The organism is Streptomyces sp. TLI_185, from assembly GCF_003814765.1.
Classification (GTDB): Bacteria; Actinomycetota; Actinomycetes; order Streptomycetales; family Streptomycetaceae; genus Streptomyces.
Map to the genome: position 1 here is coordinate 1577427 of NZ_RKRB01000001.1, position 21937 is coordinate 1599363.

At 72.4% G+C, this 21937-nt stretch carries 16 protein-coding genes; 8 read left to right on the forward strand and 8 right to left on the reverse strand.

All coding sequences use genetic code 11. The features are described 5' to 3' along the window. Positions 1-157 precede the first annotated feature (157 nt). The 4 genes from EDD92_RS49790 (at position 158) to EDD92_RS07090 (ending at position 6843) form a co-directional block, all read left to right on the forward strand. The gene (locus tag EDD92_RS49790) at positions 158-916 is read left to right on the forward strand and encodes a hypothetical protein (RefSeq protein ID WP_185123953.1); all 759 of its coding nucleotides are present in this window, start codon (positions 158-160) and stop codon (positions 914-916) included. Continuing rightward, the gene (locus EDD92_RS07080) at positions 820-4179 is read left to right on the forward strand and encodes a BTAD domain-containing putative transcriptional regulator (RefSeq protein ID WP_185123954.1); all 3360 of its coding nucleotides are present in this window, start codon (positions 820-822) and stop codon (positions 4177-4179) included. Before EDD92_RS49790 ends, EDD92_RS07080 begins: the two co-directional genes overlap by 97 nt. Positions 4180-4375: 196 nt before the next feature. Further along, positions 4376-6178 carry a serine/threonine-protein kinase gene (locus EDD92_RS07085; protein ID WP_123963513.1) on the forward strand — a complete coding sequence of 601 codons (1803 nt, stop codon included), beginning with the start codon at positions 4376-4378 and terminating at the stop codon, positions 6176-6178. Then, positions 6175-6843 (forward strand): hypothetical protein, encoded by a 669-nt coding sequence (locus EDD92_RS07090; protein ID WP_123963514.1) that lies wholly within the window; start codon positions 6175-6177, stop codon positions 6841-6843. Before EDD92_RS07085 ends, EDD92_RS07090 begins: the two co-directional genes overlap by 4 nt. Here the strand turns inward: EDD92_RS07090 and EDD92_RS07095 are convergent. The 6 genes from EDD92_RS07095 to EDD92_RS07120 form a co-directional block, all read right to left on the reverse strand. After that, a complete protein-coding gene (locus EDD92_RS07095; RefSeq protein WP_221268096.1) occupies positions 6724-10236 on the reverse strand; it encodes a BTAD domain-containing putative transcriptional regulator in 3513 nt (1170 codons plus the stop codon). The two genes, EDD92_RS07090 and EDD92_RS07095, sit on opposite strands and share 120 nt — an antisense overlap. A 203-nt stretch (positions 10237-10439) precedes the next feature. Continuing rightward, a complete protein-coding gene (locus EDD92_RS07100) occupies positions 10440-12143 on the reverse strand; it encodes a phosphoenolpyruvate--protein phosphotransferase (RefSeq protein ID WP_123963515.1) in 1704 nt (567 codons plus the stop codon). Continuing rightward, on the reverse strand, positions 12140-12766 hold the full coding sequence (gene dhaL / locus EDD92_RS07105) for a dihydroxyacetone kinase subunit DhaL (RefSeq protein ID WP_123963516.1): 627 nt from the start codon (positions 12764-12766) through the stop codon (positions 12140-12142). Before dhaL ends, EDD92_RS07100 begins: the two co-directional genes overlap by 4 nt. Before the next feature lie 152 nt (positions 12767-12918). Further along, positions 12919-13917: a dihydroxyacetone kinase subunit DhaK gene (dhaK, locus tag EDD92_RS07110; protein ID WP_123963517.1), complete on the reverse strand. Its 999-nt coding sequence runs from the start codon at positions 13915-13917 to the stop codon at positions 12919-12921. Beyond that, positions 13914-14684, reverse strand: a complete 771-nt coding sequence (locus EDD92_RS07115) for an MIP/aquaporin family protein (protein WP_123963518.1) — start codon at positions 14682-14684, stop codon at positions 13914-13916. The genes dhaK and EDD92_RS07115 overlap by 4 nt, the downstream gene beginning before the upstream one ends. A 284-nt stretch (positions 14685-14968) precedes the next feature. Next, a complete protein-coding gene (locus tag EDD92_RS07120; protein ID WP_123963519.1) occupies positions 14969-15748 on the reverse strand; it encodes an IclR family transcriptional regulator in 780 nt (259 codons plus the stop codon). 61 nt (positions 15749-15809) lie between these two features. On the opposite strand from EDD92_RS07120, the gene dhaM reads away from it, so the two are divergent. The 3 genes from dhaM (at position 15810) to EDD92_RS07135 (ending at position 17014) form a co-directional block, all read left to right on the forward strand. Beyond that, the gene (gene dhaM / locus EDD92_RS07125; RefSeq protein WP_123963520.1) at positions 15810-16202 is read left to right on the forward strand and encodes a dihydroxyacetone kinase phosphoryl donor subunit DhaM; all 393 of its coding nucleotides are present in this window, start codon (positions 15810-15812) and stop codon (positions 16200-16202) included. Beyond that, positions 16186-16485, forward strand: coding sequence for an HPr family phosphocarrier protein (locus tag EDD92_RS07130; protein ID WP_123963521.1), 300 nt, complete (start codon positions 16186-16188; stop codon positions 16483-16485). The genes dhaM and EDD92_RS07130 overlap by 17 nt, the downstream gene beginning before the upstream one ends. A gap of 76 nt (positions 16486-16561) precedes the next feature. Beyond that, the gene (locus EDD92_RS07135) at positions 16562-17014 is read left to right on the forward strand and encodes an ATP-binding protein (RefSeq protein ID WP_311736759.1); all 453 of its coding nucleotides are present in this window, start codon (positions 16562-16564) and stop codon (positions 17012-17014) included. A 16-nt stretch (positions 17015-17030) separates the two neighbouring features. Here EDD92_RS07135 and EDD92_RS07140 read toward each other — a convergent pair whose 3' ends face one another. Continuing rightward, the gene (locus EDD92_RS07140) at positions 17031-17681 is read right to left on the reverse strand and encodes a TetR/AcrR family transcriptional regulator (RefSeq protein WP_123963522.1); all 651 of its coding nucleotides are present in this window, start codon (positions 17679-17681) and stop codon (positions 17031-17033) included. A 90-nt stretch (positions 17682-17771) separates the two neighbouring features. Between EDD92_RS07140 and EDD92_RS07145 the strand changes: the two genes are divergently transcribed. Next, complete coding sequence (locus EDD92_RS07145; protein WP_123963523.1) at positions 17772-18833, forward strand: oxygenase MpaB family protein; 1062 nt, start codon at positions 17772-17774, stop codon at positions 18831-18833. A 158-nt stretch (positions 18834-18991) separates the two neighbouring features. Here the strand turns inward: EDD92_RS07145 and EDD92_RS07150 are convergent, their stop codons facing one another. After that, positions 18992-21937, reverse strand: coding sequence for a hypothetical protein (locus EDD92_RS07150; protein WP_123963524.1), 2946 nt, complete (start codon positions 21935-21937; stop codon positions 18992-18994).

Below are 21937 nucleotides of genomic sequence, written 5' to 3' on the forward strand. Positions count from 1 at the left end.
GCGAGCCTTCCCGATCTCCTCTCCGGACGCCACCGGTTTGCCCTCGTCCTGGGCGGATGTACTCTCCTCGCCGCACCCCGTCTCTGCAGGTCGGAATGACGGTCGAACACCGAGGGCACCGCAGCGCGATGTTGAGTACTGGAAAGGCCCGGGTCCCATGGCTGAGCTTGCTGTCGTACGCCGGATCGGCGTCGCCTTCATGTCGCTGGCCGCGCTCGGGACCACCGCGGGACAGGTGTGGGCGCAGCCCCAGTCGTCCCCGTCGGCCGACTACGCCCCTGTCACCGCAGCGGTCAAGGGCAGGGTGGGGGACACCGTCGTGGTCCGGCTCGGTGTGGCGAACCTGGGTCCCGGTTCGCCCGATGGGCAAGGCCCTGGATCCTTCGCGGTGGTACCGCCGCCCGGGACCACGATCACGTCCATTCCGTGGGAGGGGGACGACGACGATCGGACATACTCATGCCGGCCGCCGCAGGACGAGGACAACTACTACTTCCTGTGCGACCTCTCGGAGCGGGCCGCCCCATCGGCCGGATCCTCGGTCACCGTCGGTTTCCACATCCGCATCGACAAGCGGATTCCCGGCGCCAAGGGCTCCATCACCGTGTACGGCCCGAACGACCCCGAGCCCGGCAACGACCGCGCCGCGATCCCGGTAGAAGCCACGCCCGCACCGCTCTGGCGGTGGCAGCATTGGGCGGTCGCGGCAGCGGCACTGGCCCTTGTGGTCCCAGCGGGCAGATGGTTCGTGAAGAGACGGCGGCAGGACAGGTCCTGGCATCGCCTCCAGGCGGGCACATGCCGGGCACTATTGGGCGTATGGAGCACGCCGAAGGCGAGGGGCCGAGACCGGGCGCCCCGGGGCCGGAGTCCCGTGGGGAAGCCGGGCTGCGGGTCGGTGTTCTCGGTGAGTTGACCGTGACGCACGGCGGACGGGCCCTGAGTCTCGGTGGACCCCGGCCGCGTGCGCTGTTCGTGCTGCTGGTGCTGGCACGGGGCGCTGTGGTCCCCTGCGACCGGCTGGTCGACGCCATGTGGGGCGAGGAGCCGCCGCCGAGTGCGGTCGGTGCTCTGCAGGCGTACGTCTCGCGGCTGCGGCGGGAGCTGGAACCGGCCCGGACGACCGGTTCCCGCAGCAGCGTCCTCGTGCGGGAGGGCGCCGGTTACGCGATCCGTCTCGCCCCCGACGAGGTCGACACCTGGCGGTTCCAAGCGCTGCTCGAACAGGCCGGCCGGCCCGCGACGTCGGCTACGGAGAAGGTCGGCCTGCTCACCGAGGCGCTCGCCCTCTGGAGGGGCCCGGCCTTCTCGGGGTTCGAGGACGCGCCCTGGGCACGGTCGGAGGCGGCGCGCCTTGCGGAGCTGCGGGAGGTGGTACGGGAGCGGCTCTTGGCGGCCCGCCTGGAGCACGGGGAGCATGGGAAGGTTCTGCTCGACGCGGCGGAGGACCTCGTCGCCGAACAGCCCCTGCGCGAGGAGCGCTGGTCCCTGCTGGCCCTCGCCTGCTACCGAACCCGTGGCCGGACCGAGGCCCTCGCCGTACTGCGTCGCGCCCGCCGCACTCTTGCCGACCAGTTGGGCATTGATCCCGGTCCCGCTCTGCGTGGCGTCGAGGCCGAGGTCCTGTCCCATGCGCCGCGCCTCGCCTTGCCCGAACCGCCGCCGGTGCCGGCGCCCGCCTCCGCGTTCGGGCAACTCGTCGAGCGGGAACACGAGTTGGCCGAGCTGCAGGAGTGTTTGTCGGACGCGGTCGCCGGCCGCGGCGGACTGGTGTGTGTGCAGGGCCCCGCCGGAATCGGGCGAACCGCACTGCTGGCTGAGGCTGCCCGTCTGGGCCGGGAGTCGGGCGTACGGGTACACGGTGCGCACGCTTCCTGGCCCACCCGCCCGCGTGAACCCTACGACGTCGTACGCCAGTTGCTCGGCCCGGAAGTCGCCGAGCAGGGCGGTCTGCTGCCGGCCGCGGGGACGCCGGTTTCCGAGGGGCAGGCCACCGACGGACCGGACGGCTTCGATGCTCTGCACGCGCTGTACCGACTCACCGAACGCCTGGTCACCGTCGACGACCCGTCGCGGCGGCCCCTGCTCCTCCTCGTGGACGACCTGCAGGCATGCGATACGGCGTCCCTGCGCTTCCTGGCCCATCTGCTGCCGCGCATCCAGACGCTGCCGATTCTCGTCGTCACCGCGCTGCGCACCGGGGAACTCTCCGCCCTGGCCGAGAACGAGCAGGTACTGGCCGACATCGTGCAGGATCCGACGGTGGTGCACATCCGGCCGGAACCGCTCGGCGCGGCAGGTGTCGATCTTCTCGTACGGCGACGGCTGGGCGCCCTGGTGCACAAGGACGTCGTCCAGGCCTGCCACCGGGTGTCGACGGGGCTGCCGCTGCTGCTGACACACGTACTCGGGACGCTGGAGACGGCGGGAGAGGCGACAGACCCGCGCGTCGTGGAGGAGGCCGGCATCCGTGCCGTCACCGACCTCTTGCTCGCCCGGCTGCCGTCCGCCACCGCGGATGTCGTACGGGCGATCGCGGTCCTCGGCGGCGGGGCCACGCTGCCGGCGGTCGCCGCCTTCGCGGAACTGTCCGAGCAGGACGTGGCCACCGCGACGGCGGCGCTGGTCCGGGCAGAAGTGGTCCGTGACCGGTACCCGTTGGACTTCGTCCATCCCCTGACCGGCGAGGCCGTGCTGCGGACGGTGTCCCAGCAGGAGCGTCCCGGCCTGCACGAAAGGGCGGCACGGCTCCTCGACCGTGCCGGGGCGGCTCCGGAGCGGATCGCCGCGCATCTGCTCCTGGTCCCCTACCGGGGCGACCCCTGGGCGGTCGACGTCCTGCGCACCGCAGCGGCACGCGCGCGTGCCCGCGGCGCCAACGACGCCGCCGCCACCCTGCTCACGCGGGCGCTGCTCGAACCGCCCGCGCGGGAGGTCCGGCCCGGAGTGCTGCTGGAACTCGGCCGGGCCGAAGCCCTCGTCGACGGACCGGCGGCGGCCCGGCATCTGCGGGAGGCGTACGAGACGTCCCCTTCGGCCGCGGGCGCCGCGCGCCTGCTCGCGCAGACGCTGATCTACACCGGCAGGCCCGGCGAGGCGGCAGAGTTCGCGACACGGGCAGCGGCACAACTGCCGCCCGCCGGGCAGGACGCCGCGGACGATACGGCCGACGAGTGGCAGGGGTTGGTGGCCCTGGCCCGGCTCGGCGCCTTCGTGCACGGCCTCTGCACGGCGGGCGCCGACGGCACGGACGGTCAACCCCCACCTCCCCGCGGCGACGGGCCCGGCGCCCGTATGCTCGCCGCCGAGACGGCGAGGGGGGCCACCGTCCGGGGACTCGACCGCGCCGCAGCCGTCGTCTCCGCCCGTTTCGCCCTCACCGAACGGGTACTGCTGCACAGCGGCGAGATCCTCTCCTGGTGCACGGCAGGCGTTGTGCTGCATCTGTCCGGCGAGGACGTCCGGCGGCTGTGGGACGAGACGCTGACGTACGCCGGGCAGCGGGGGTCGCTGATCGCGGCACTCTCGGCGCACCTGTGGCAGGGGTTCACACGGTGGCGGCACGGCGAGTTGGACCAGGCGCGCCGGTCGCTCGATGCCGCGCTCGAACAGTTCGGCGCGTGGGGCGTCACACCCGGCGCGCCGCAGTGCCGGGCCTTCCTGACGGGTGTGCTGCTCGACCTCGGGGACATCGCCGCAGCCCGCGCCTGTCTGGAGCGGATGCGGCAGCGGAGCGCGGGTGCCGAGGGGGCGCGGTTGCGCGGGGAGAGCGAGGCTCGCGTGCTGATCGCGGAGGGCCGGTACGCGCAGGCGCTGGCGGTGCTGGACGGCGTACGGCATCTCCAGCCCGAGGTGGTGAACCCGGTGTGGTGGGACGGGGAACTGCTGCGGGTACGGGCGCTGACCGGGCAGGGTGAGCGGGTCCGGGCCGAACAGCTGGCACGGGAGCAGCTGTTGATGGCCCGGCGGTGGGGTGCGCCCGCCGCCGTCGCCCGGGGGCTGCGGCTGCTCGGTGAGGCGCGTGGGCCCGACGGCGCGGCCGAACTCCGGGAGGCGCTCGCCCTTGCGACCGACGGCCCGGCCCGTCTCGAGCACGTGCGAGCCCGGCAGTCCCTGCATGCCGTGACCTGCGGTGATACCTCGGATGACGGCGTCGTACGCCGATTCCCCCCTGTCTGACCGGCGTACGACAGTCCGTCGGCAGGAGAATCCGACGCCCGACTTGCGATCGGCTTGCAAGCGGTTCGCAAGACGGATGGTGCATCCTCCATGTCCCAGACGAAGCAGACGCGTCACGAAGCAGAAGCATCACGAGGCAGACGCACCGCAGAGCACGAACGGGGGCGGTCCGGGGGACGGGCCGGATTCAAAGGACATGAGCGAAGCGATACGCGGCGGGGGCCCGTGGGCGGTCCCCGGCTACACACAGAACAAGGAGCTGGGCTCGGGGGCCAGCGGGCGGGTGGTCCTGGCCACGCACGACACCACCGGCACCCACGTGGCGATCAAGTATCTCGCCGAACAGCTCTGTGACGACCCCGCCTTCCGTGAGGTCTTCCGCGCCGAGGCCCGGCTGCTGGGCGAGCTCCGCTCTCCCCATGTCGTGGCGCTGTACGAGTACGTGGAGAGTCCGCGCGGTGCCGCCATCGTCATGGAGCTCGTGGACGGCGTGCCGCTGCGCAAGCTGCTGCGCGAGCACGGCGCCACGACCCCCGAGGCCGCGCTCGTCGTACTCAAGGGGTCGCTGCTGGGCCTCGCGGCGGCCCACGCGGAAGGGGTCGTGCACCGCGATTACAAGCCGGACAACGTCCTGGTCGCCGCCGACGGTTCCTCCAAACTGGTGGACTTCGGTATCGCCGTGCCGAGCGGGGTGGCCGCCAATGCCTCGGGCACCCCGACCTATATGGCGCCCGAGCAGTGGACCGGCGGTGCGGCCGCGCCCGCAACCGACGTGTACGCGGCGACCGCGACCTTCTTCGAGTGCCTGACCGGAATGAAGCCGTACCCGGGCCAGACGCTGGCCGAGCTGGCCGTCCAGCACATCGAGGCACCGATCCCGGACGACCTGGCTCCCGAGCCGGTGCGCCCGCTGATCCGCAGGGGCCTGGCCAAGACGCCCGAGGAGCGCCCGGAGAGCGCGGCGGCGTTCGTCGATGAGCTCGAGGCCGTCGCGGCGGTCGCGTACGGAGCGGAGTGGGAGGAGAACGGCCGCCGCGAACTCGCCGCCCTGGCCGCTCTGTTCCTCCTGCTCTTCCCGCTGGCGGACGGTACGGCCTCGGGCACGACCGCCCTGGCCACGACCACCCTCGGGTCGGGGGCCCGTCGGCTGCCCGGCAGGAGGGGGAAGGTCCTGGCCGGACTGGCGGCGGGGGTCGTACTGGTGGTCGGCGGGGTCGCGGTGACGGCGGTCGCCACGGGTGGGGGCGGTGGGCACCGCACGAGGCACGGTGCCGGCTCCGATGCGGAACCGGGCGGCTCCGCCGACGGGACCGGTCCGAGCGGTTCGGCAGGCTCCCCGGACGGGAGCCCCTCGGCATCGGGCGGCTCTGCTTCGCCCTCGGGGAGCGATTCGCCCTCCGCGTCGGCGTCCGGGAAGGACGGTGCCTCGCCCAGTGCCGACGGAACGTCCGGTGGCACGGGCGGAGGATCGTCCGGTACAGGTGGGACGACGTCCACGACGGGCGGCGGTACGAGCAGCACGGGCGGCGGTGGGTCCACCGGCGGCAGCACCTCCGGCGGCGGGACGACCACGAGTGGTTCCTCCACCAGTGGCGGCGGGACGACGAGCGGTGGTTCCACGAGCGGGGGTGGCACCTCCACCCCCGCACCCGCCCTCGACGTCACCTCGGCGCAGATCAACGCGGTGGGGCCGACCTCGGCCACCTGCACGATCGTGGCGTCGGTGAGCGTGACGACCGACGGTGCCGCCGACGGCACGCTCTACCTCAGCTGGTACGTCAGCGACTCGGCCGGCGCCGTGGGGACCGTCGTCGCCACCGACCCGGTCGCGCTACCCAAGGGGAAGACGCAGATCTCGGGCCGCTACACCCACGCCTTCCCCGTCCCGACCCGCTACGACTACCTCGGCGTCAGGGTCACCACCGATCCCGCGGCCGACTCCGGCAACGGTTCCTTCCAGTCCACTGCGGCACCCGTCGATTGCGACCCGCCCCGATGAGCACACCTTCCGAGGACCCCCGACTGCGGTTCGCCCGTACCGACCCGGCGTCCCGCTCCGGCGACCCCGACCTCACCGCCACCCCCCCGCCGCCGGATCCCGCCGCCACTCTTCACCTTCCGCCCTCGGAAGCGGCCCAGGCAGAGACCCGTTTCGGGCCCGGTGTGCCCGGTGCGCCGGGCACGGCCGACAACCGCGCGACGGGCATCTGGCGGGGCACGGTCACACCGGGTGTCCCGTCCGGCGTGACCGTCCGCCGTCCCCGGCCGTGGTGGCGACGCGAACTGCGGTTCCTGCTGGTGGTGGTCGCCGTCGTCGTGGCCGTCGTACTGGTCATGCGCTCCTGCACGGCTGCCGGGTCACCACTGAACGTGCTGGACGCCACGGTCACCGCACCCGAGGTCGGCCACTGCGCGAAGACGGTCGTCGTCACCGGAGTCCTCAAGACGGACGGCGGTTCCGGCACCGTCGACTACCGCTGGAAGCGCAGCGACGGCACGGAGTCGGCCGTCCTCCACCAGGAGGTCGGCAGGAACGTCACAAGCTCAAAGGTCGTGCTGCGGTGGAGCTTCGACGGCCGCGGCACCATGAAGGCCACCGCCACCCTCGAAGTCCTGTCGCCGGACCGGGTGACCGCTTCGACCAGCTTCGCCTACGCCTGTTAGGCCGTCTTCCGCGAGGCCCACGGCCCCGCACTCCCGCGCGATGCTCCGCCCCCGGCTCAGCAAGGAGGCGGCCTCGTCCTCGGGGGCGTGCTCGGCGAGTGCATACAGTGCGCGGGCGTGCTCCAGGCGTGCCGGGCCTTGTGCCAGGAGGGCGACTGCCTCACGCAGTTGGGGCTCGCCCGCGGGCCCGCGCAGCAGTCCGACGATCCGCAGCACCCGCCCCAGCGTGCTGGGGGCTCCCCACCCGCGGGCGACCGTCAGTTGCTCCTCGGCCAGCGCAAGCGCCTCGGTCCGGCGGCCGACGCCTGCGAGCGCGCGTACCCGCAGCAACGACCAGGGCCACCAGGCCGGGTTGGCCAGCGCGGGCTGGAGGTGCCCCACACCGTCGAGGGCGGCCAGGGCCTCCTCGTGGCGTCCCTCCGCGTTCAGCACGCCTGCCTCGCTCTCCCCCAGCAGCCGCTGCCCCTCCGTTCCCCGGATCCAGCCGCGCATCCGTTCCAGGCAGGCGCGGGCCCCCGCGGTGTCGCCGAGGTCCAGCAGGACGGCGGTGAGGAAGGTGCGGCCCTGTGGGGCGCCCGGCGCGAGACCCCAGATCTCCGACTGTCCGACCGCGGTCTCCAGTGACTGCCGTGCCGCGTCCAGATCCCCGTGGTGCCACTGGGTGAAGCCGCGCCAGAGGTGTGTGGCGAGCACGGAGAACAGCGAGCCGCGCTCGACGGCGCGGGCCACGGCCGCGTCCCACAGTTCGCCGACTTCCTCGTCGGCGAGGTGCAGCACGATGGCGGCGGTGTACCAGAGCATCTCCTCCCCGGCGGCCTGGAGCACTCCGTCGGCGACGGCGAAGCGGGCCAGTTCGACGGCCCGGGCCCGGTTGCTGCCACACGAAGCCGCCTCCCGGGCGAGGTTGGCGGCGAGCATCCGGGCGCCGGGGCCTTCGCCCTCGACGACGGGGTCCTCGACGGTGCGCCACAGTCGCTGGTCCAGGCCGTGCATGAACCCGCTGATGCGCTCGAGCGCCAGCAGCCCCTGCCGTTCGTCGCTCAGTTCGGCGGGCAGTTCCGCCGCCGCCCGGCGGGCGAACTCGGTGGCCTGGCCGTGGCCGCCGGCGAAGACCAGGATCCGGGCGAGCAGTAGGGCGGCGACCGCCCTGCGTTCCGGGTCGGCGAGGGTGTCGTGGGCCTGACGCAGATGGTCCACGGCGGCCGGGCCGTTGCCGAGCATCTCGGCGCGCCCGAGTTCGAGGAGGACTTCGGGGCGGCGTTCGGGGGCGGGCGGTTCGTCGAGAACGCGGGTGAGGTAGGTGGCGGCGGCGTCGGGGGCGCCCCGGCCGACGGCCTCACGGGCCGCCACGCAGAGGATCTCCACCACCCCCGGGTCGCCCCGGTGCGGGGCGAGCAGCAGCTGGGCCGCCGTGCGCTCCGGCGGTGCGCCCGCGGCGGACAGCGCACGGGCCGCCCGCTCATGGCGCAACTGCCGCTCCCCGGGAGGCAGTTCGCGGTAGACGGCCTCGCCGACGAGGGGGTGCACAAAGGCGTAGGGCTGACCGTCGCGCAGGATCTCCGCGTGCACGAGCGGCACGATCGCCTGTGCCGCCTCCACCTCCGGCCGCTCCATGAGCGCCGCGACCTCGGCGAGCGTCGCCGCCCCGTCTCCCAGAACGGCGACAGCCTGCGCGGCGGCCCGTGCGCCTTGGGGCAGCCGCGCGATCCGGCCCAGCACCAGCCCGGACACGGCCCGCGCCCCGGTCTCGGCGACCTCCGCGCTGTGCGCGGCGTCGGGCCGTGTTCCACGTGCGTGCAGCGCCCGTAGCAACTGCCGCAGCAACAGCGGGTTTCCGGCCGTGGCGCGATGGCAGGCCGCGGTGAACTCCTCCTGGGGCTCCGCGCCGAGCGTCCGGCGTACGAGCCCTGCGACCCCGCTCGCCGTCAACGGTGTGGGCCTGATCCGCACCACCGAGGGATGCGTCGTCAACGTCCCGGGCAGTTCCTCGCCCTGTTGCTGCTCCCCCGTCCGCAGGGTGAGGGCGATGAGCACCGGCAGCCCTTCGAGCCGGCCCGCCAGATACGCCAGGAACCGCAGCGAACCGCTGTCGCACCACTGCACGTCGTCCACGGCCAGCACGAGCGGCCCACGGGCCTGCACCAGCTTCCGCGTCAGCTCGCACAGGCCGTTGAGCACCGCGAAACTCTGCGGCTGCTGCCCCCGCATCCCTCCGAAGACCGCGCCCGCTGCGACAGCTGTCCCGGCAAGGAGGGACTCCTCACTGCTGCTCACCACCCGCTCGAACAACTGGCGTACGACTCCGAAGCCGTAGTCCTTCTCCCGCTGGCTGCCCCTGGCGGTCAGGGTCAAGGCCCGTTCCGCGGTGGCCAGTTCGGAGACCTCGCCGAGCAGACGGCTCTTGCCGATGCCGGCCGGGCCCTCGATGAGCACGACGCCGGGTCTGCCGTCCAGGGCCGCGCGCAGACTGCCACGCAGCTCGGCCAGGTGGAGGTCGCGCTCCACGAGTACGTCGGTGCGCGGGGCGGGGCGAGGGGCGAACCCCGGCCCACGGGGACCGGATGTGCCGGCCGAAGCAGGGGCGGTGTCCGGTATCTGCCGGGAAGGGGGATCCAGCTCAGGAGACTGGGCCAGGATCCTGGCTTCCAGGTCGCCCAGTGCCGTCCCTGGAGCACACGATCCTGCCGGCAGCAGCTTCCTCCCGCGGCAGAGTGCCTCCAGGGCGTCGGCCTGGCGGTGGGAGCGGTAGAGGGCGAGGGCGAGAAGACGCCGGCGTTCCTCACGGAGTGGGTCCTCGGCGACCAGGGATTCGAGTTCGGGGACGAGAACGGCGTCCTCGCCGCGGGCGAGACGGGCGGCGAGCAGGCACTCGCGGGCCACTTCGTGCAGTTCGGTGAGGCGCACCGCCTCCGGGCGGGCCCAGGACTCGGCGGCGTACTCCGCGTAGGCGGGGCCCCGCCACAGCGCCAGCCCCGCCTCCAGGACGGACACCGCCTCCGAGGGCCGCCCCAGATCGGAGTGGACGGCGGCGGAACGCACCGCCGCCTCGAACCGCCAGGCGTCCACCGCGTCGTCAGGCAGCCGCAAGGCGTAACCCGCCCCCTCGCTGGCGATGACGCCGGCGCGCGCCCTCGCCTCCCGCTCCGGTTCGAGGCAGCGCCTCAGATGGGAGACGTGGGCGTGCAGCGAGGCGGTGGCACTGGGCGGCGGCGTGCCACCCCAGACCCGTTCGACCAGCCGGTCACGGGTGACGACCGAGCCCCGGGCGACGATCAGCACGGCGAGCACGGCACGCTGCCGCCGCCCGCCCAGCTCCAGCGGCCGGGCCCGGAATCCGGCGCCGACCTCGCCGAGCACCGTCATGCGCAGTTCGTGCAGCGACACGTGGGGCATCAAACCAGAACATCGCCACACTGCTCCACAGCAGTCTCACAACAAAGACACTTCTCCCGGCGGTGTCGGCCGCCCCCCTTCAGCGGAGCACCACCGTCCGTCTGCCCGGGACGAACACCCGGCCCTCGCAGTGCCGGCGGGCCAGTGCGGCCGGGCTTGGCTCCGTTGAAGCTGGGCAGGAACGGGTTGCGGCCCTTCACGGTTCAGGCGCCTTCTTCCCAGGGCAGCGACGGCCCGCAGCACTGCTCGACGAGTCGCCAGACCTCTTCGGGGGTCTCGCGGGTGAGGGCGACGGCGGCCAGGGAGGCGCACGTGTCGTGGCGCAGGCGGCGGACGCGGGCCCGGACCTCGTCGAGGGCGGCGGGGCCGACGGAGAGGCTGTCGCAGCCGAGCCCGATGAGGAGGGGGATCACCAGGGGGTGTGCGGCGGCGTCGCCGCAGACGGAGACCTGGCGATCGTGGTGCTGGGCGGCGGTGACGACGCGGGCGATGGCGTCGAGTACGGCGGGGTGTGCCGCCATGGCGGGGGTGGCGGCGGGGTCGCGCCGGTCCAGGCCCAGGATCTGGCAGGTGAGGTCGTTGCTGCCGATGGAGAAGAAGGAGGCTTCGCGGGCAAGGTCGTCGGCGGCGGCGACCGCTTCGGGCAGTTCCACCATGATGCCCAGGGGTGGCATCGGGACGCCCGCTTCGTTCGCCGCGGTCTCGAGGAGGCGTCGGCAGGCGCGTAGTTCGTCGACGCTCGCGACCATGGGGATCATGATGCGCAGGTCGGTGTCGGCTCCGGCGCCGAGCAGGCTGCGGAACTGGTCGGCGAATGCGTCCGGTTGGGCGAGCATGAGGGGCAGGCCGCGCCCGAGCCGCCCGTCCCCGCGGCTTTCGACGAGGAACGGCGGCAGCTTGTCGTCGGCGAAGTCGAGCGTGCGCGCCGTGACGACCTGCCCGGTGAGAGCGCGAAGGACGGGCACGAGGGTGGCCGCGTGCTGATCGCGGGTGGGCCAGGCGGGATGGTTGAGGAAGGGGAGCTCGGTGCGGAGCAGACCGACACCTTCGGCGCCCGCGGTCAGGGCCGCGCGGCACTCGGCCGGGGTGGCCGCGTTGGCCCGCAGCACGATGCGGTGACCGTCGATCGTCTCGGTGGGCAGGTCACGCTCTTCGGCGAGGGCGAGCCTGCGGGTCTGGGCGGCGTCCATCGCCCGCAGGGCCCTCGTGCGTTCCTCGTCGTCGGGGTGGGCGACAGCGCAGGCCTGTGCGGCGTCGAGCAGGATCTCCTGCCCGTCCGGCAGTTCGAGCAGCCGCGGGTCCACGGCCAGGAGGAAGGGGACGCCCAGCGAGCGGGCGACGATGGCGGCATGGGAGTTCGGGCCGCCGGTCACGGAGATGGCGGCGGTGACCGTCCGGCCGGGTTCCAGCAGATCGGCGGCGCCGACTTCGTGGGCGACCAGGACGAGGGGCCGGTCCGGGGCGGGGCCTGTGTCGCCGTGGAGGTGTGCGAGGACGCGGCGGCCGACCTGCCGGACGTCTGCGGCGCGTTCGGCGAGGGTGGGGTCGTCCAGGGCAGCGATGGTTCCGGCGTAGGCGTCGATGGCCTGCCGGACGGCGACGGGTACCGGCCGGCCGTCCTTGGCCCCCTTGACGGCCTGGTCGCGCAGATCCTGGTCCTGGGCGATGTAGCTGTTGACCTCCATGATGTCGGCCTGTTCGTCCTTGCCCTGTTCGCGCAGCGAGGTGGACAGGTCGAGCAGGCGGGCGGCGACGGCGTCGAAAGCGTCCGTGATCTGTTGCGCGGGATCGCCGCCGGCACGCTGGGGCAACGCCGTTCTCGTGAAGGGCCGGTCGGTGCGGTGGACGACGCCGAGGGCTGTGCCGGGTGCGGCGACCTGTCCGGTGAAGGTGTGGCGCTCGGTCACCGGGCCTCCAGCGTCTCGGCGAGGGCGCGGAAGACCAAGGCGGTGGAGGTGGCCCCCGGGTCCTGGTGGCCGATGCTGCGGGCACCGAGGTAGGAGGCGCGGCCCTTGCGGGCCTGCATCGGGCTGGTGGCGCGCATGCCCTCTTCGGCGGCGTCGGCTGCGGCCGCGGCAGCGGCGCCCAAGTCGGCTCCGGCGTCGGCCTGTTGCCGGAAGGCGGCCAGAGCGGGGGCGTAGGCGTCGATCATGGTCTTGTCGCCGGGTGCGGCCGCTCCGAGTTTCTCGATGCTCGCGAGGCCGGCGGCCAATGCGGCGGCGAACTGCCGCGGATCGGCGGTGGCGGCGTCGAGGGCCTTGCCGATGGCGCGGAAGGCGCCGCCGTAGAGCGGTCCGGAGGCGCCGCCGACGGTGGAGATGAGGGTGGTGCCCGTCTTGACCAGTACGGCCCCGACGGTGTCCGGCTCGTAGTCGGCCAGGGCCGTGACGGCGGCGGAGAAGCCGCGGTGCATGTTGGTGCCGTGGTCGGCGTCGCCGATGGCCGAGTCGAGTTGGGTGAGGTGGTCCTTGTGCTGGTCCACGGCGGCTGCGATGGCCTGCACCCAGGTGCGGGCGAGGTCGGTGTCCACGGGGTCTCCGTTCGTGGTCGGTACGGGGTTGGCCGGCGGTTGTGGTGAGCCGGGGGCGGGGGCGACGGCGCGCGGGATGCGGTCCGGGCGGATGGCAGCGGGAAGGCACCCGCCCGGCCCTCGCGTGCGGCGCGGCCCGCCCCCGGCTCGGTTCAGATGCCCCAGCGCAGAGCCGGGGTGTTCACGGGTGCGTCCCACAGGGACAGCATGTCGGCATCGGCCTTGCACACGGTGAGGGAAACACCCGCCATGTCCAGGCTGGTCACGTAGTTGCCGACGAGGTTGCGGGCGATGACCACGCCCTTGTCCGCAAGTGCGGCGGCAACCTCGTTGAAGACCACGTACAACTCGATGAGCGGGGTGCCACCGAGGCCGTTGACCAAGACGATGGTCTCGTCACCGGTGTCGAGAGGCTGGTCGCCGAGGACGGCGTCCAGGGCGGAGGCCACGATCTCCCTGGCCGGACGGAGCTTCTCGCGGCGCCGTCCGGGTTCACCGTGGATGCCGACGCCGACCTCCATCTCGTCCTCGGGCAGGTCGAAGCCGGGCTTGCCGGAGGCGGGCGTGGTGCACGCGGTCAGTGCCACGGCGAAGGACCGGGAGGAGGCGTTGACCCGCTTGGCCATCTCGGCGACGGCGGCGAGGTCGGCGCCCTGCTCGGCGAGGGCCCCGGCGATCTTCTCGACGAAGACGGTGGCCCCCGTGCCCCGGCGACCGGCCGTGTAGGTGGAGTCCTGGACCGCGACGTCGTCGTCGACCAGGACGGTCTCCACGGTGATTCCTTCCTCGACGGCGAGTTCGGCGGCCATCTGGAAGTTGAGGACGTCACCGGTGTAGTTCTTCACGATGAACACCACGCCCGCGCCGCCGTCGACGGTCTGGGCCGCGGTGAGCATCTGGCCGGGCACGGGCGAGGTGAACACCTCACCGGCACAGGCCGCGTCCAGCATGCCCCGTCCCACGAAGCCGCCGTGCAGGGGTTCGTGTCCCGAACCGCCACCGGAGACAAGGGCGACCTTGCCCGGCCTGGTACCCGAGGCGCGGGCGATCACCCTGTTCTCCGCGTCGACCTTCAGGCCGGGATGGGCGGCGGCGATCCCTGACAGCGCGTCGGCCAGTACCGCTTCGGGGGCGTTGATCAGCTTCTTCATGACAGGGCTCCTTCAGCGGCCGCGACGGGCTCGGGCGTCGACTCGGCAATGGTGGTGATACCTCGGCGGGCGTTCAGGGCGACGTACAGGAAACCGGCGGCGACCGCGCCGACGACATCGCCGATCAGGTAGACCGGCAGCTGGTTCCAGTGGACCGTGCCGTTGAACAACTGGCCGACCAGCATGGGCCCGACGACACGGGCGGGGTTGATCGCGGAGCTGGTGGCGGGTCCGACCACCATGATGACGGCGAACACGGCCAGGCCGATGGCCAGCCCGGCGAATCCGCCGGCCGAACGGCGGTCGATCGCGCCGAAGACGACGAAGGCGAGTATGGCCGTGCCGACGGCTTCGGCGAAGAAGGCCTGGCCGGCACTGACTTGAGAGCCGTAGGAGGCGATGCCCAGACCGACGGTCACGGCCTTGCGGCCGAGCACCCCGATGATCGCGAGGGCTCCCAGTACGGCGCCGGCGACCTGTGCGCCTATGTAACCGGGGACGTCCCGCCACGGCATCTTCCTCGTCGCGGCGAGCGCGAGGGTGATGGCCGGGTTGATCTGACAGCCGGAGATGTGGCCGATCGCGTAGATCATCGCAATGACGACCGTGGCGAACGCCAGCGAGATCATGCCCAGGTCGGCGAAGGTGAACGGGGCCTTGCCGTTGACGATGAGAGTCGCGGGAACCGAACCGACGCCGATGAACACCAGCATCGCGGTGCCCAGAACCTCGGCCAGAAGCTTCTGTGGGTAGGTGTTTTCTTCCATGAAAGGCGCCCAGCGCCGAGCGGCGGCCAGGGCGTCTCACCTCCTCCGCGGGGAGCGGGCTGTGAAGGGAGGGAAGCCGGGCGGCTTTAAGCGTCCGGCTGCAGATTGTTCACTATGAATGAACGTTGTTCCGGAAATTAAGCCCACGTTTCCGGCCTGTCAAGAGGTTCGGCAGTCCTCGCGTTCCGTTGACGACCAAGCCGATACGAAGAAGACCCCACGGCGGAGTGCCGAGGGGCCTGGGTCAAACGGGAAAGGGCGGCAGCCACCGACTGCGCGGCGGGTCAGCTCAACGTGGTGCGCGCGGCCGCCCCGCGGGGGGCGCCCAGATCGCGGGAGAGGTTGCGGGCGGTCTCCCGGACGGCGACCGCAAGCTCCTGACGTGCGGATTCGGCCAGAATCCGCTCGACGGGGCCGATGATGCCGAGAGAGCCGACCACCTCGCCGGAGCGGTCGAAGACGGGAGAGGCGATACCGGCGTCCCCGATGGCGGATTCCTGGTCCTCGATCGCGTAGCCCGTCCTGAGGACCTCCTTCAGCTGCCCGGCCAGCTCCTCCGGGGCGGTGATGCTGGCGCCGGTGAGCACCGCCGGCTCACCCGCGAGCAGCCGCTCACGCTGGCCGGCCGGAAGGAAGGCCACGATCGCCTTGCCCAGGGCACACGTGCTCCACGGAATACTGGCGCCCACCTCGAGGATCTGCACGGCACCCTCGGGCCGGAAGGCATGGTGCACCACCAGGACGTGGTCACCGGTGAGCACGGCCACCCAGACCGCCTCGTTCGTCCGGTTCGCGAGCTGGTCCGCCCAGGTCAACGAGCGGGTCCGCAGCTCCTGGGTGTCCAGGTAGGCGTTGCCCAGCTGCACCAGTTCCGGGCCGAGCTGGTACTTCGAGCTGTCCCGGTCCTGCACCACCAGCCCCTCGGCCTCCAGCGTCCGCAGCAGCGCGTGCACGGTCGGCTTGGCCACGCCCAGGCGGTCGGCCAGCTCGGTCACTCCGAGCCGCGGACCGGTGGACGCGAGCTCCCGCAGTATCTGCACCGCTCGCTGCACGGCCTGCACCATCGAAAATTTCTCCTCGGTTCACTATTGCTGAACGCTGTTCCGACATCTACGTTAGCTGTTCATGAGCACATCTGTCGGCATCGTACTCGTGTCCCACAGTGCCGAGCTCGCCGCGGGCCTTCGCCTGCTGGTGGAGCAGATCGGCTCCGACGCGGTCCCCCTCGCCACGGCCGGAGGCACCGACGACGGCCGGATCGGCACCAGTTACGACCTCGTCCTCGCCGCCATCCGCAGCGTCGACCGCGGCCAGGGCGTCGTCGTCCTGCCCGACCTCGGCAGCTCCGTCCTGACCGCCCGCACCGTCCTGGAAGACCATCCCCACCCCGACGCGCTGATCGTCGACGCGCCCTTCGTCGAAGGGGCCGTCGCAGCCGTCGTCACCGCCGCATCCGGCGCCGACCTGAAGACCGTCGCCGACGCCGCCAAGGAGGCCCGTCATGTCCACAAGCTCTGAGCCCACCACCACGACCGCGACGACCGTGTCCAGGCATGAGAGGGCTGTCGTCCTGCCCGCCGATCTCCATGCCCGCCCGGCGGGTCAACTCGCCCGGGCCGCAGCGACCTTCACCAGTGCGATACAGCTGGAGTACGGCGACCGGACGGTCAATCCGACCGGTGTGCTGGCCGTCATGGGCCTGGGAGCCACTCTCGGAAGCACCGTGACCGTCCGCGCCCAAGGCCCGGACGCCGAACAGGCCGTCGCGACACTGGCCCAGATCCTCGCCGCCGCCGAGTGACCCGACCGCCACCAGCGGCACGGACCCGGCTGCCGGCCGGCGACATGCGAAGCAGAGACCAGTGGAGGTGACCGAGGTGAGCACCCCGGCCACGCACATGCCCGACGCCGAGACAGAGCCGGCCTCGCGGGTCGAGGATCTTCGGGTGCCGCACATCCCCGAGGCCGTCTCCGCCGTACGCCGACGGGCACGCACCGTTCTCGCCCAATGGCGGGTGCCCGCGTCGACGGCCGACGACGCCCTCCTGGTGATCTCGGAGTTGACCACCAACGCGATCGTCCACGCGCTGCCGCCGGCAGTGCTGCGCTTGTCCATGCCGGAGGACGGCAACTGCCGCGGGCTCCGCATCGAGGTGACCGACGCGGGGCCGGTACGTCGACGACGTCCGTCGCCCGGCGGCCCCCACATCGCCGAGCACCACGAAAACGGTCGCGGGACAGGCATCGTCACGACCCTCTCCACCCGACACGGAATGTTCCGTCATTACGAGACGACCACCAGATGGGCTGTTCTCCACGTGACGGCTTGATGTCGCCGACGCGCCGTCAACGCGTCGGCGGCCAGATGACACCGAGGATCACCTGCACTTGGTCGACCAGGTGCGACGGATCGAATCTGCCGGGATCGGTGAGTGCGATGCGGCCGAAGTGTTCTGCGCAGGCGACGAGGGCGTGGGCGAGGACCTGCGGGTCGAGCGCCGGGCCGCTCCTGTCGGCCAGGACGATGGAGATCCATTCCTCGACCTGGAGCCGAAACCGCTCTCGGTCCGCCTCGATGCGGTCGCGGACGACCGTGGGCATGTTGCCCGGAGTCAGCAGGATCAGCCGCCAGGTGTCCGGGTCCTCGCGGAGCATCGCGGACATCCGACGCACGGCCTCGGAGACGAACGCAGCGGGGTCGCGCAGATCATGCGCGCTGGGGATGGTCTCAAGCAGGCGTCCGAAGGCCCGTGCCTGCTGCCGGTCGAGCAGCGCGGTCAGGAGGGCGTCGAGGTTCTCGAAGGCGCCGTAGACCACAGACCGGGCGACATCGGCCCTCTTCGCGATGGCATCGATGGAGACCCGGTCGTAGCCGTCGCTCACGATCACGGCGAGGGCCGCGTCGAGCAACTGCTCTCGGCGTTCCGCGATCGGGACGCGCGGGGCGTAGGGGCGTCGCTTGCGTGGCCTGTCTTCCGAAGGTGCGGGTGCTGACACCTTGGCATCTTACGACATGCGTGTCTTATTTTAAGACAGTAGTGTCGTAATCGAGGGCGGCATGCGCCCGGACGCATGAGGAGCGGCTCCATGGCGAAGTCGAAGCGGAGTGAGGTCGAACCGCACGAGGACTACGGCTTCTTCGGCCCGGGTTCGGTGGTGTGGAAGGTCTGGAGCCATCCGACGGCGCCGACGGTCGGTTTTCAGCGGGCCGTGGTGGTGGAGGAACTCGACCCACCACTGGTGGCCGCCGTCCACGCGACCCAGGGCATCTACCGGCGCTCCCGCACCCGCTACGACCGCACCCTGCGCTACTTCGCGATGGTGGCCTTCGCCGGCTCCCGGGAGGTGTGCAAGGCCGCGGACGTCCTCGTGAAGGTCCACTCCAAGGCGATCGGCGAACTGCCCTACGGCGGCGGGACCTACGACGCCAACGACCCTGCCTCGCAGCTGTGGATCCAGCTCACCGGCTGGCACTCGATCCTCTACGCGTACGAGAAGTACGGCCCCGGGAAGCTCACCGCGCAGGAGGAGAAGGAGTACTGGGAGGCGTGCGCGGTCGCCGCCGAACTGCAGACCTGCTCCCCCGACGACATCCCCCGCAGCCGGGAGGGCGTCCGGGCGTACTTCGATCACATGCGCCCGCGGCTGTCCGCCAGCCCGATCGCCCGGCAGGCGATGCACCACCTGCTTCGGAGTGAGCTCGTACTGCCGCCGACACCATGGTGGGCGAAACCGGCGAGCCTGGCTGTCGCGAGGGCACAGCGGATCGCCACGATCGCCACCATGCCGCGCTGGATGCGCGAGATGGCGGGGATCCGGCAGTCACGCCTCCTCGATCTGCTCATCGTGCCCGTCATGAAAACGGCCTTCGCGCTCGCCCACCTCAGCCCCAAGGCCGAACTGCGCCTGCTGGCACGGCTCTCGCCCTCCACGGTTCCGGTGATCGCGCCGATCAAGCTCGGCATCCCTCCCCGCAAGGAGGAAGTGCTGGCGCCCGCGGAGGCCCGCGCCCGCTACGGCTACGCCAAACCCGCCGAAGCCCACCTCGAATTCCGGGCCCGGCAGGCCGCGCGCGTCTTCGACGACGGCAAGGCACCCAGCGACCAGGGGCTCATCGAGTCCCAGGAGATCCTGGGACCGCTCTCGTAACCAGGACCGATCTCCTGTTGCGGGGCGCTGACGGTCCGCGCACGGACGAGGGTGCAGCCAACGCCGGCACGGCAAAGGCCCTGCTCTGAAAGGAAGTTCTGCGCGCAAGCCGAAATGGCCCCGGTGCCGGGGCAGGCCGTCGCCCCGGCACCGTCGCGTCACTCCTCGTCGCGCAGCCGGGCCGCCAGGGAGGTCAGCGGCTCGCTCTCCTCGGTGTGGCCCAGGGCGGTCAGGTGGGAGATCGCCGCGTCGAGGCGGGTGAGGGCGGGGGCGGGGCGTTCCAGGTAGAGGCCCTCGACGGCACCCGCGAGGCGGATGCACTCGGCCCACTCGCCTGCGCGGCCGTCGTCCGTTCCCGGTTCGCCGAGCAGTGCGAGGGCCTTGTCCAGGGCGGCCAGGGCGTCCTCGTACTCGCCGGCGTAGGCGTTGACCCGTCCGTGCTCGTAAGCAAGGGCGGTGTCCAGGGAGCGGCCGTGCGCCTCGTATCCGGCGGTGCGGGCCTCGTCGGCGATCCGGCCGGCGTCGGCGAGGAAGGCGAGGGCGTCGGCCAGGCCGTCGGGGCCCTGCTGTTGGGCCTGGAGGCGGGCGAGTTCGCGCAGGCAGTTGCTGAGCTGCTCGTAGCGCGGGGCCCGGGCGTGGGCGGCGAGGGCCTGGTCCGCGGCCTCGCGGGCGCGGCCGAACTCGCCGGCCTCGCCGAGGAGTACGGCCGTCTCGGCGGCGATCATGGCATGGCTTCCCGGGTCGTCGTCCCAGTCGGCCGACTCGGCCGCGAGGGCGACGAACTCCGCGGTGGCGGCCTTGAGGTCCTCCCCCGCGTGCAGGGCGCGGGCGCGGGTCAGGCGCAGCTGGGCGACGAGCCGGTCGTCCACCTCTCCGGCGGCGATGTCCGGTTCGGCCAGCAGGGAGTCGAGCAGGGCGATGCAGTCCTCGACGCGGTCCAGGTCGAGGCTGAGTCGGGCTGCGTTGCTGTAGGTGCAGTAGGCGTCCGTCCGGCTGCCGTGGCGAAGGTCCAGCTCCGCGGAGCGCGTCAGATGCCGCAGGGCCTCGTCGGGGCGGCCCAGGTGCATGCAGGCCTCGGCCAGATCACCGTGGAGGCGGGTGGTGTCGACGGAGTCGGCCGGCCAGTCGGCCGCCAGTCGCAGGCCCTCGGTGAGGTCCGCGTGCGCGGTCTTCGCGTCCCGCAGGCCGAGGTGGAGGCGGCCGCGCAGGCCGAGTGTGCGGGGCAGGTGCCAGGCGGGTCCGTGAGCCTTCAGCCGGTCGAGGAGCGCGTCGGTCTCGGTGACCGCGGCGGGCAGGTCGCCGGAGATGGCGTAGGTGCTGGCCCGCAGCTGCAGGGCGCCGGAGATCTGCCCGGCGATGTCGTGCCGGTTGGCGAACGCGTGCAGCAGGTCCACCTCGGCGAGGACCGGTGCGACGTCCTCGTCGCTCCGCGACGTCTGCAGGCGCAGGGCGAGCGCGGTCGCCCGCAGCCGCAGCAGGCGGGCCTCCTGGTACGGGGCGAGGCCGGGCGTCTCCTCGTGCAGACGGACCATGGACGTGTGGGCGGCGGTCAGAGCGGCAGCCTTCGCCTCGGCTTCGTCGGCTCCTTCCGTGGGGCTCTCCGCGGGGATCTCTGCCGTGGCGAGCAGAGCGCAGGCACGGGCGAGAGCCGCGTCACCCGGCTGTCCGGCAGCGTCGTACAAGGCCGCGGCCTCCTCGTGGAGGTCGGCGGCGACGGCGAACTCGTCCTTGTTGCCCGCCCGGTTCGCCTCGTCGGCCAGCAGGTCGGCGCGCAGTCGTACGAGCGGACCCACGGCCGGGTCGTCGGGGTGGGTGTAGTCGCGGCCGGCGACGAGGGTGCGCAGCCGCGCCCAGCAGGCGTGTGCGTCGGGGTGTCCCTGCTCGTCCAAGGTCCTTGCCCGGAGGATGAGTTCGGGCAGCGAGTCGGGGACGACGGCGGCCGTACGGGCGGCGGGCGCGGCGACCGGCGCGGCCGGGGCCATGTCGTCGAGGCTGCGGGGACGCAGGGTCAGTTCCAGTGCGTCCAGGAGCGGGGCACGGTCGAGGCGGGCCCGGCGGCGGTCGGCGTGGGCCGTGGTGCCGTTGCGGGCGTCGAAGCGGGCGGCGAGGTCGTCGGCGCTGCCGCGCACCTCGGCGCGCAGGCCGGCCACCGTCCAGGTGCGGCCCGCGTAGCCGGCGGCGGGCTGTTCGCCGTGGCCGAGGAGCTCGACGCGCTGGAGGAGGACTTCCACGCCGGTGAGGAAGCCGAGCTGGTCCAGCGGCGAGTCGACCTCGTCGAACAGGCTGCGGTTCTCGGCGAGCAGTTCCAGGCCGCGTGCCTCGTTGCCGGTCAGCGCGCAGAACTCCAGGTGCCGGGCGACCTCCTGGGCCATGGAGGGGTTGCGGCGGCAGCCGCGGTAGCCGGCGAGGTGCAGTTCGCGGGCCTGGTCGGTGCGGCCGGTGCGCAGCAGGGGCAGCAGTGCGTACGAGATGGAGCGGGCCGGCTCCTCGTGACAGGATTCCTTCCCGGCCAGGACCGGCTCCCAGGTGCGCAGGGCCCGCTCGTCGTCGCCTGCATCGAGGTGGTACAGCGCACGCTCGCAGATCTCGCAGGCCTCGCAGTCGCTGAGCCTGGTGCGGGTGCGGCCCGCCCACAGCTCGTAGGCGAGGGTGGTGTCCTCGCCCACGTGGGCGGCGAGCTGGTAGGCCTGGCCGTAGTAGGGCTGCAGGCCGAGGTCGGCCTTCTCGTACCGGTCGCGCATCTCCGTCAGCCACTGGCGCAGGCTGGCCAGCGGTATCTCGGGCAGCTGAAGCAGTGCGTGGGCCACCCACTTGAACCGCCAGAACAGCTGGTGGCGCAGGCGGTCGTCGAAGACGTCGGGCTGCTCGTCGAAGAGGGTGAGCAGGCGGGCGAAGACTACGGGCGACTTCCGGGGTTCGGCGCCGTAGGTGTACGCCTCCTGGAGTTCGAGGAGTGCGTGGACCAGCGGGAGGGGCTCCGCGAACTGCTCGGCGGCGTCGACGAGTTCCTCGGCGATGACGGTGCGGGTGCGGCCGTAGGGGCGCCGGTCGTTCTCCTGGAGCGCCTGGTACAGCTCGTCGGTGTTCTGGGGTGCGGTCGGCAT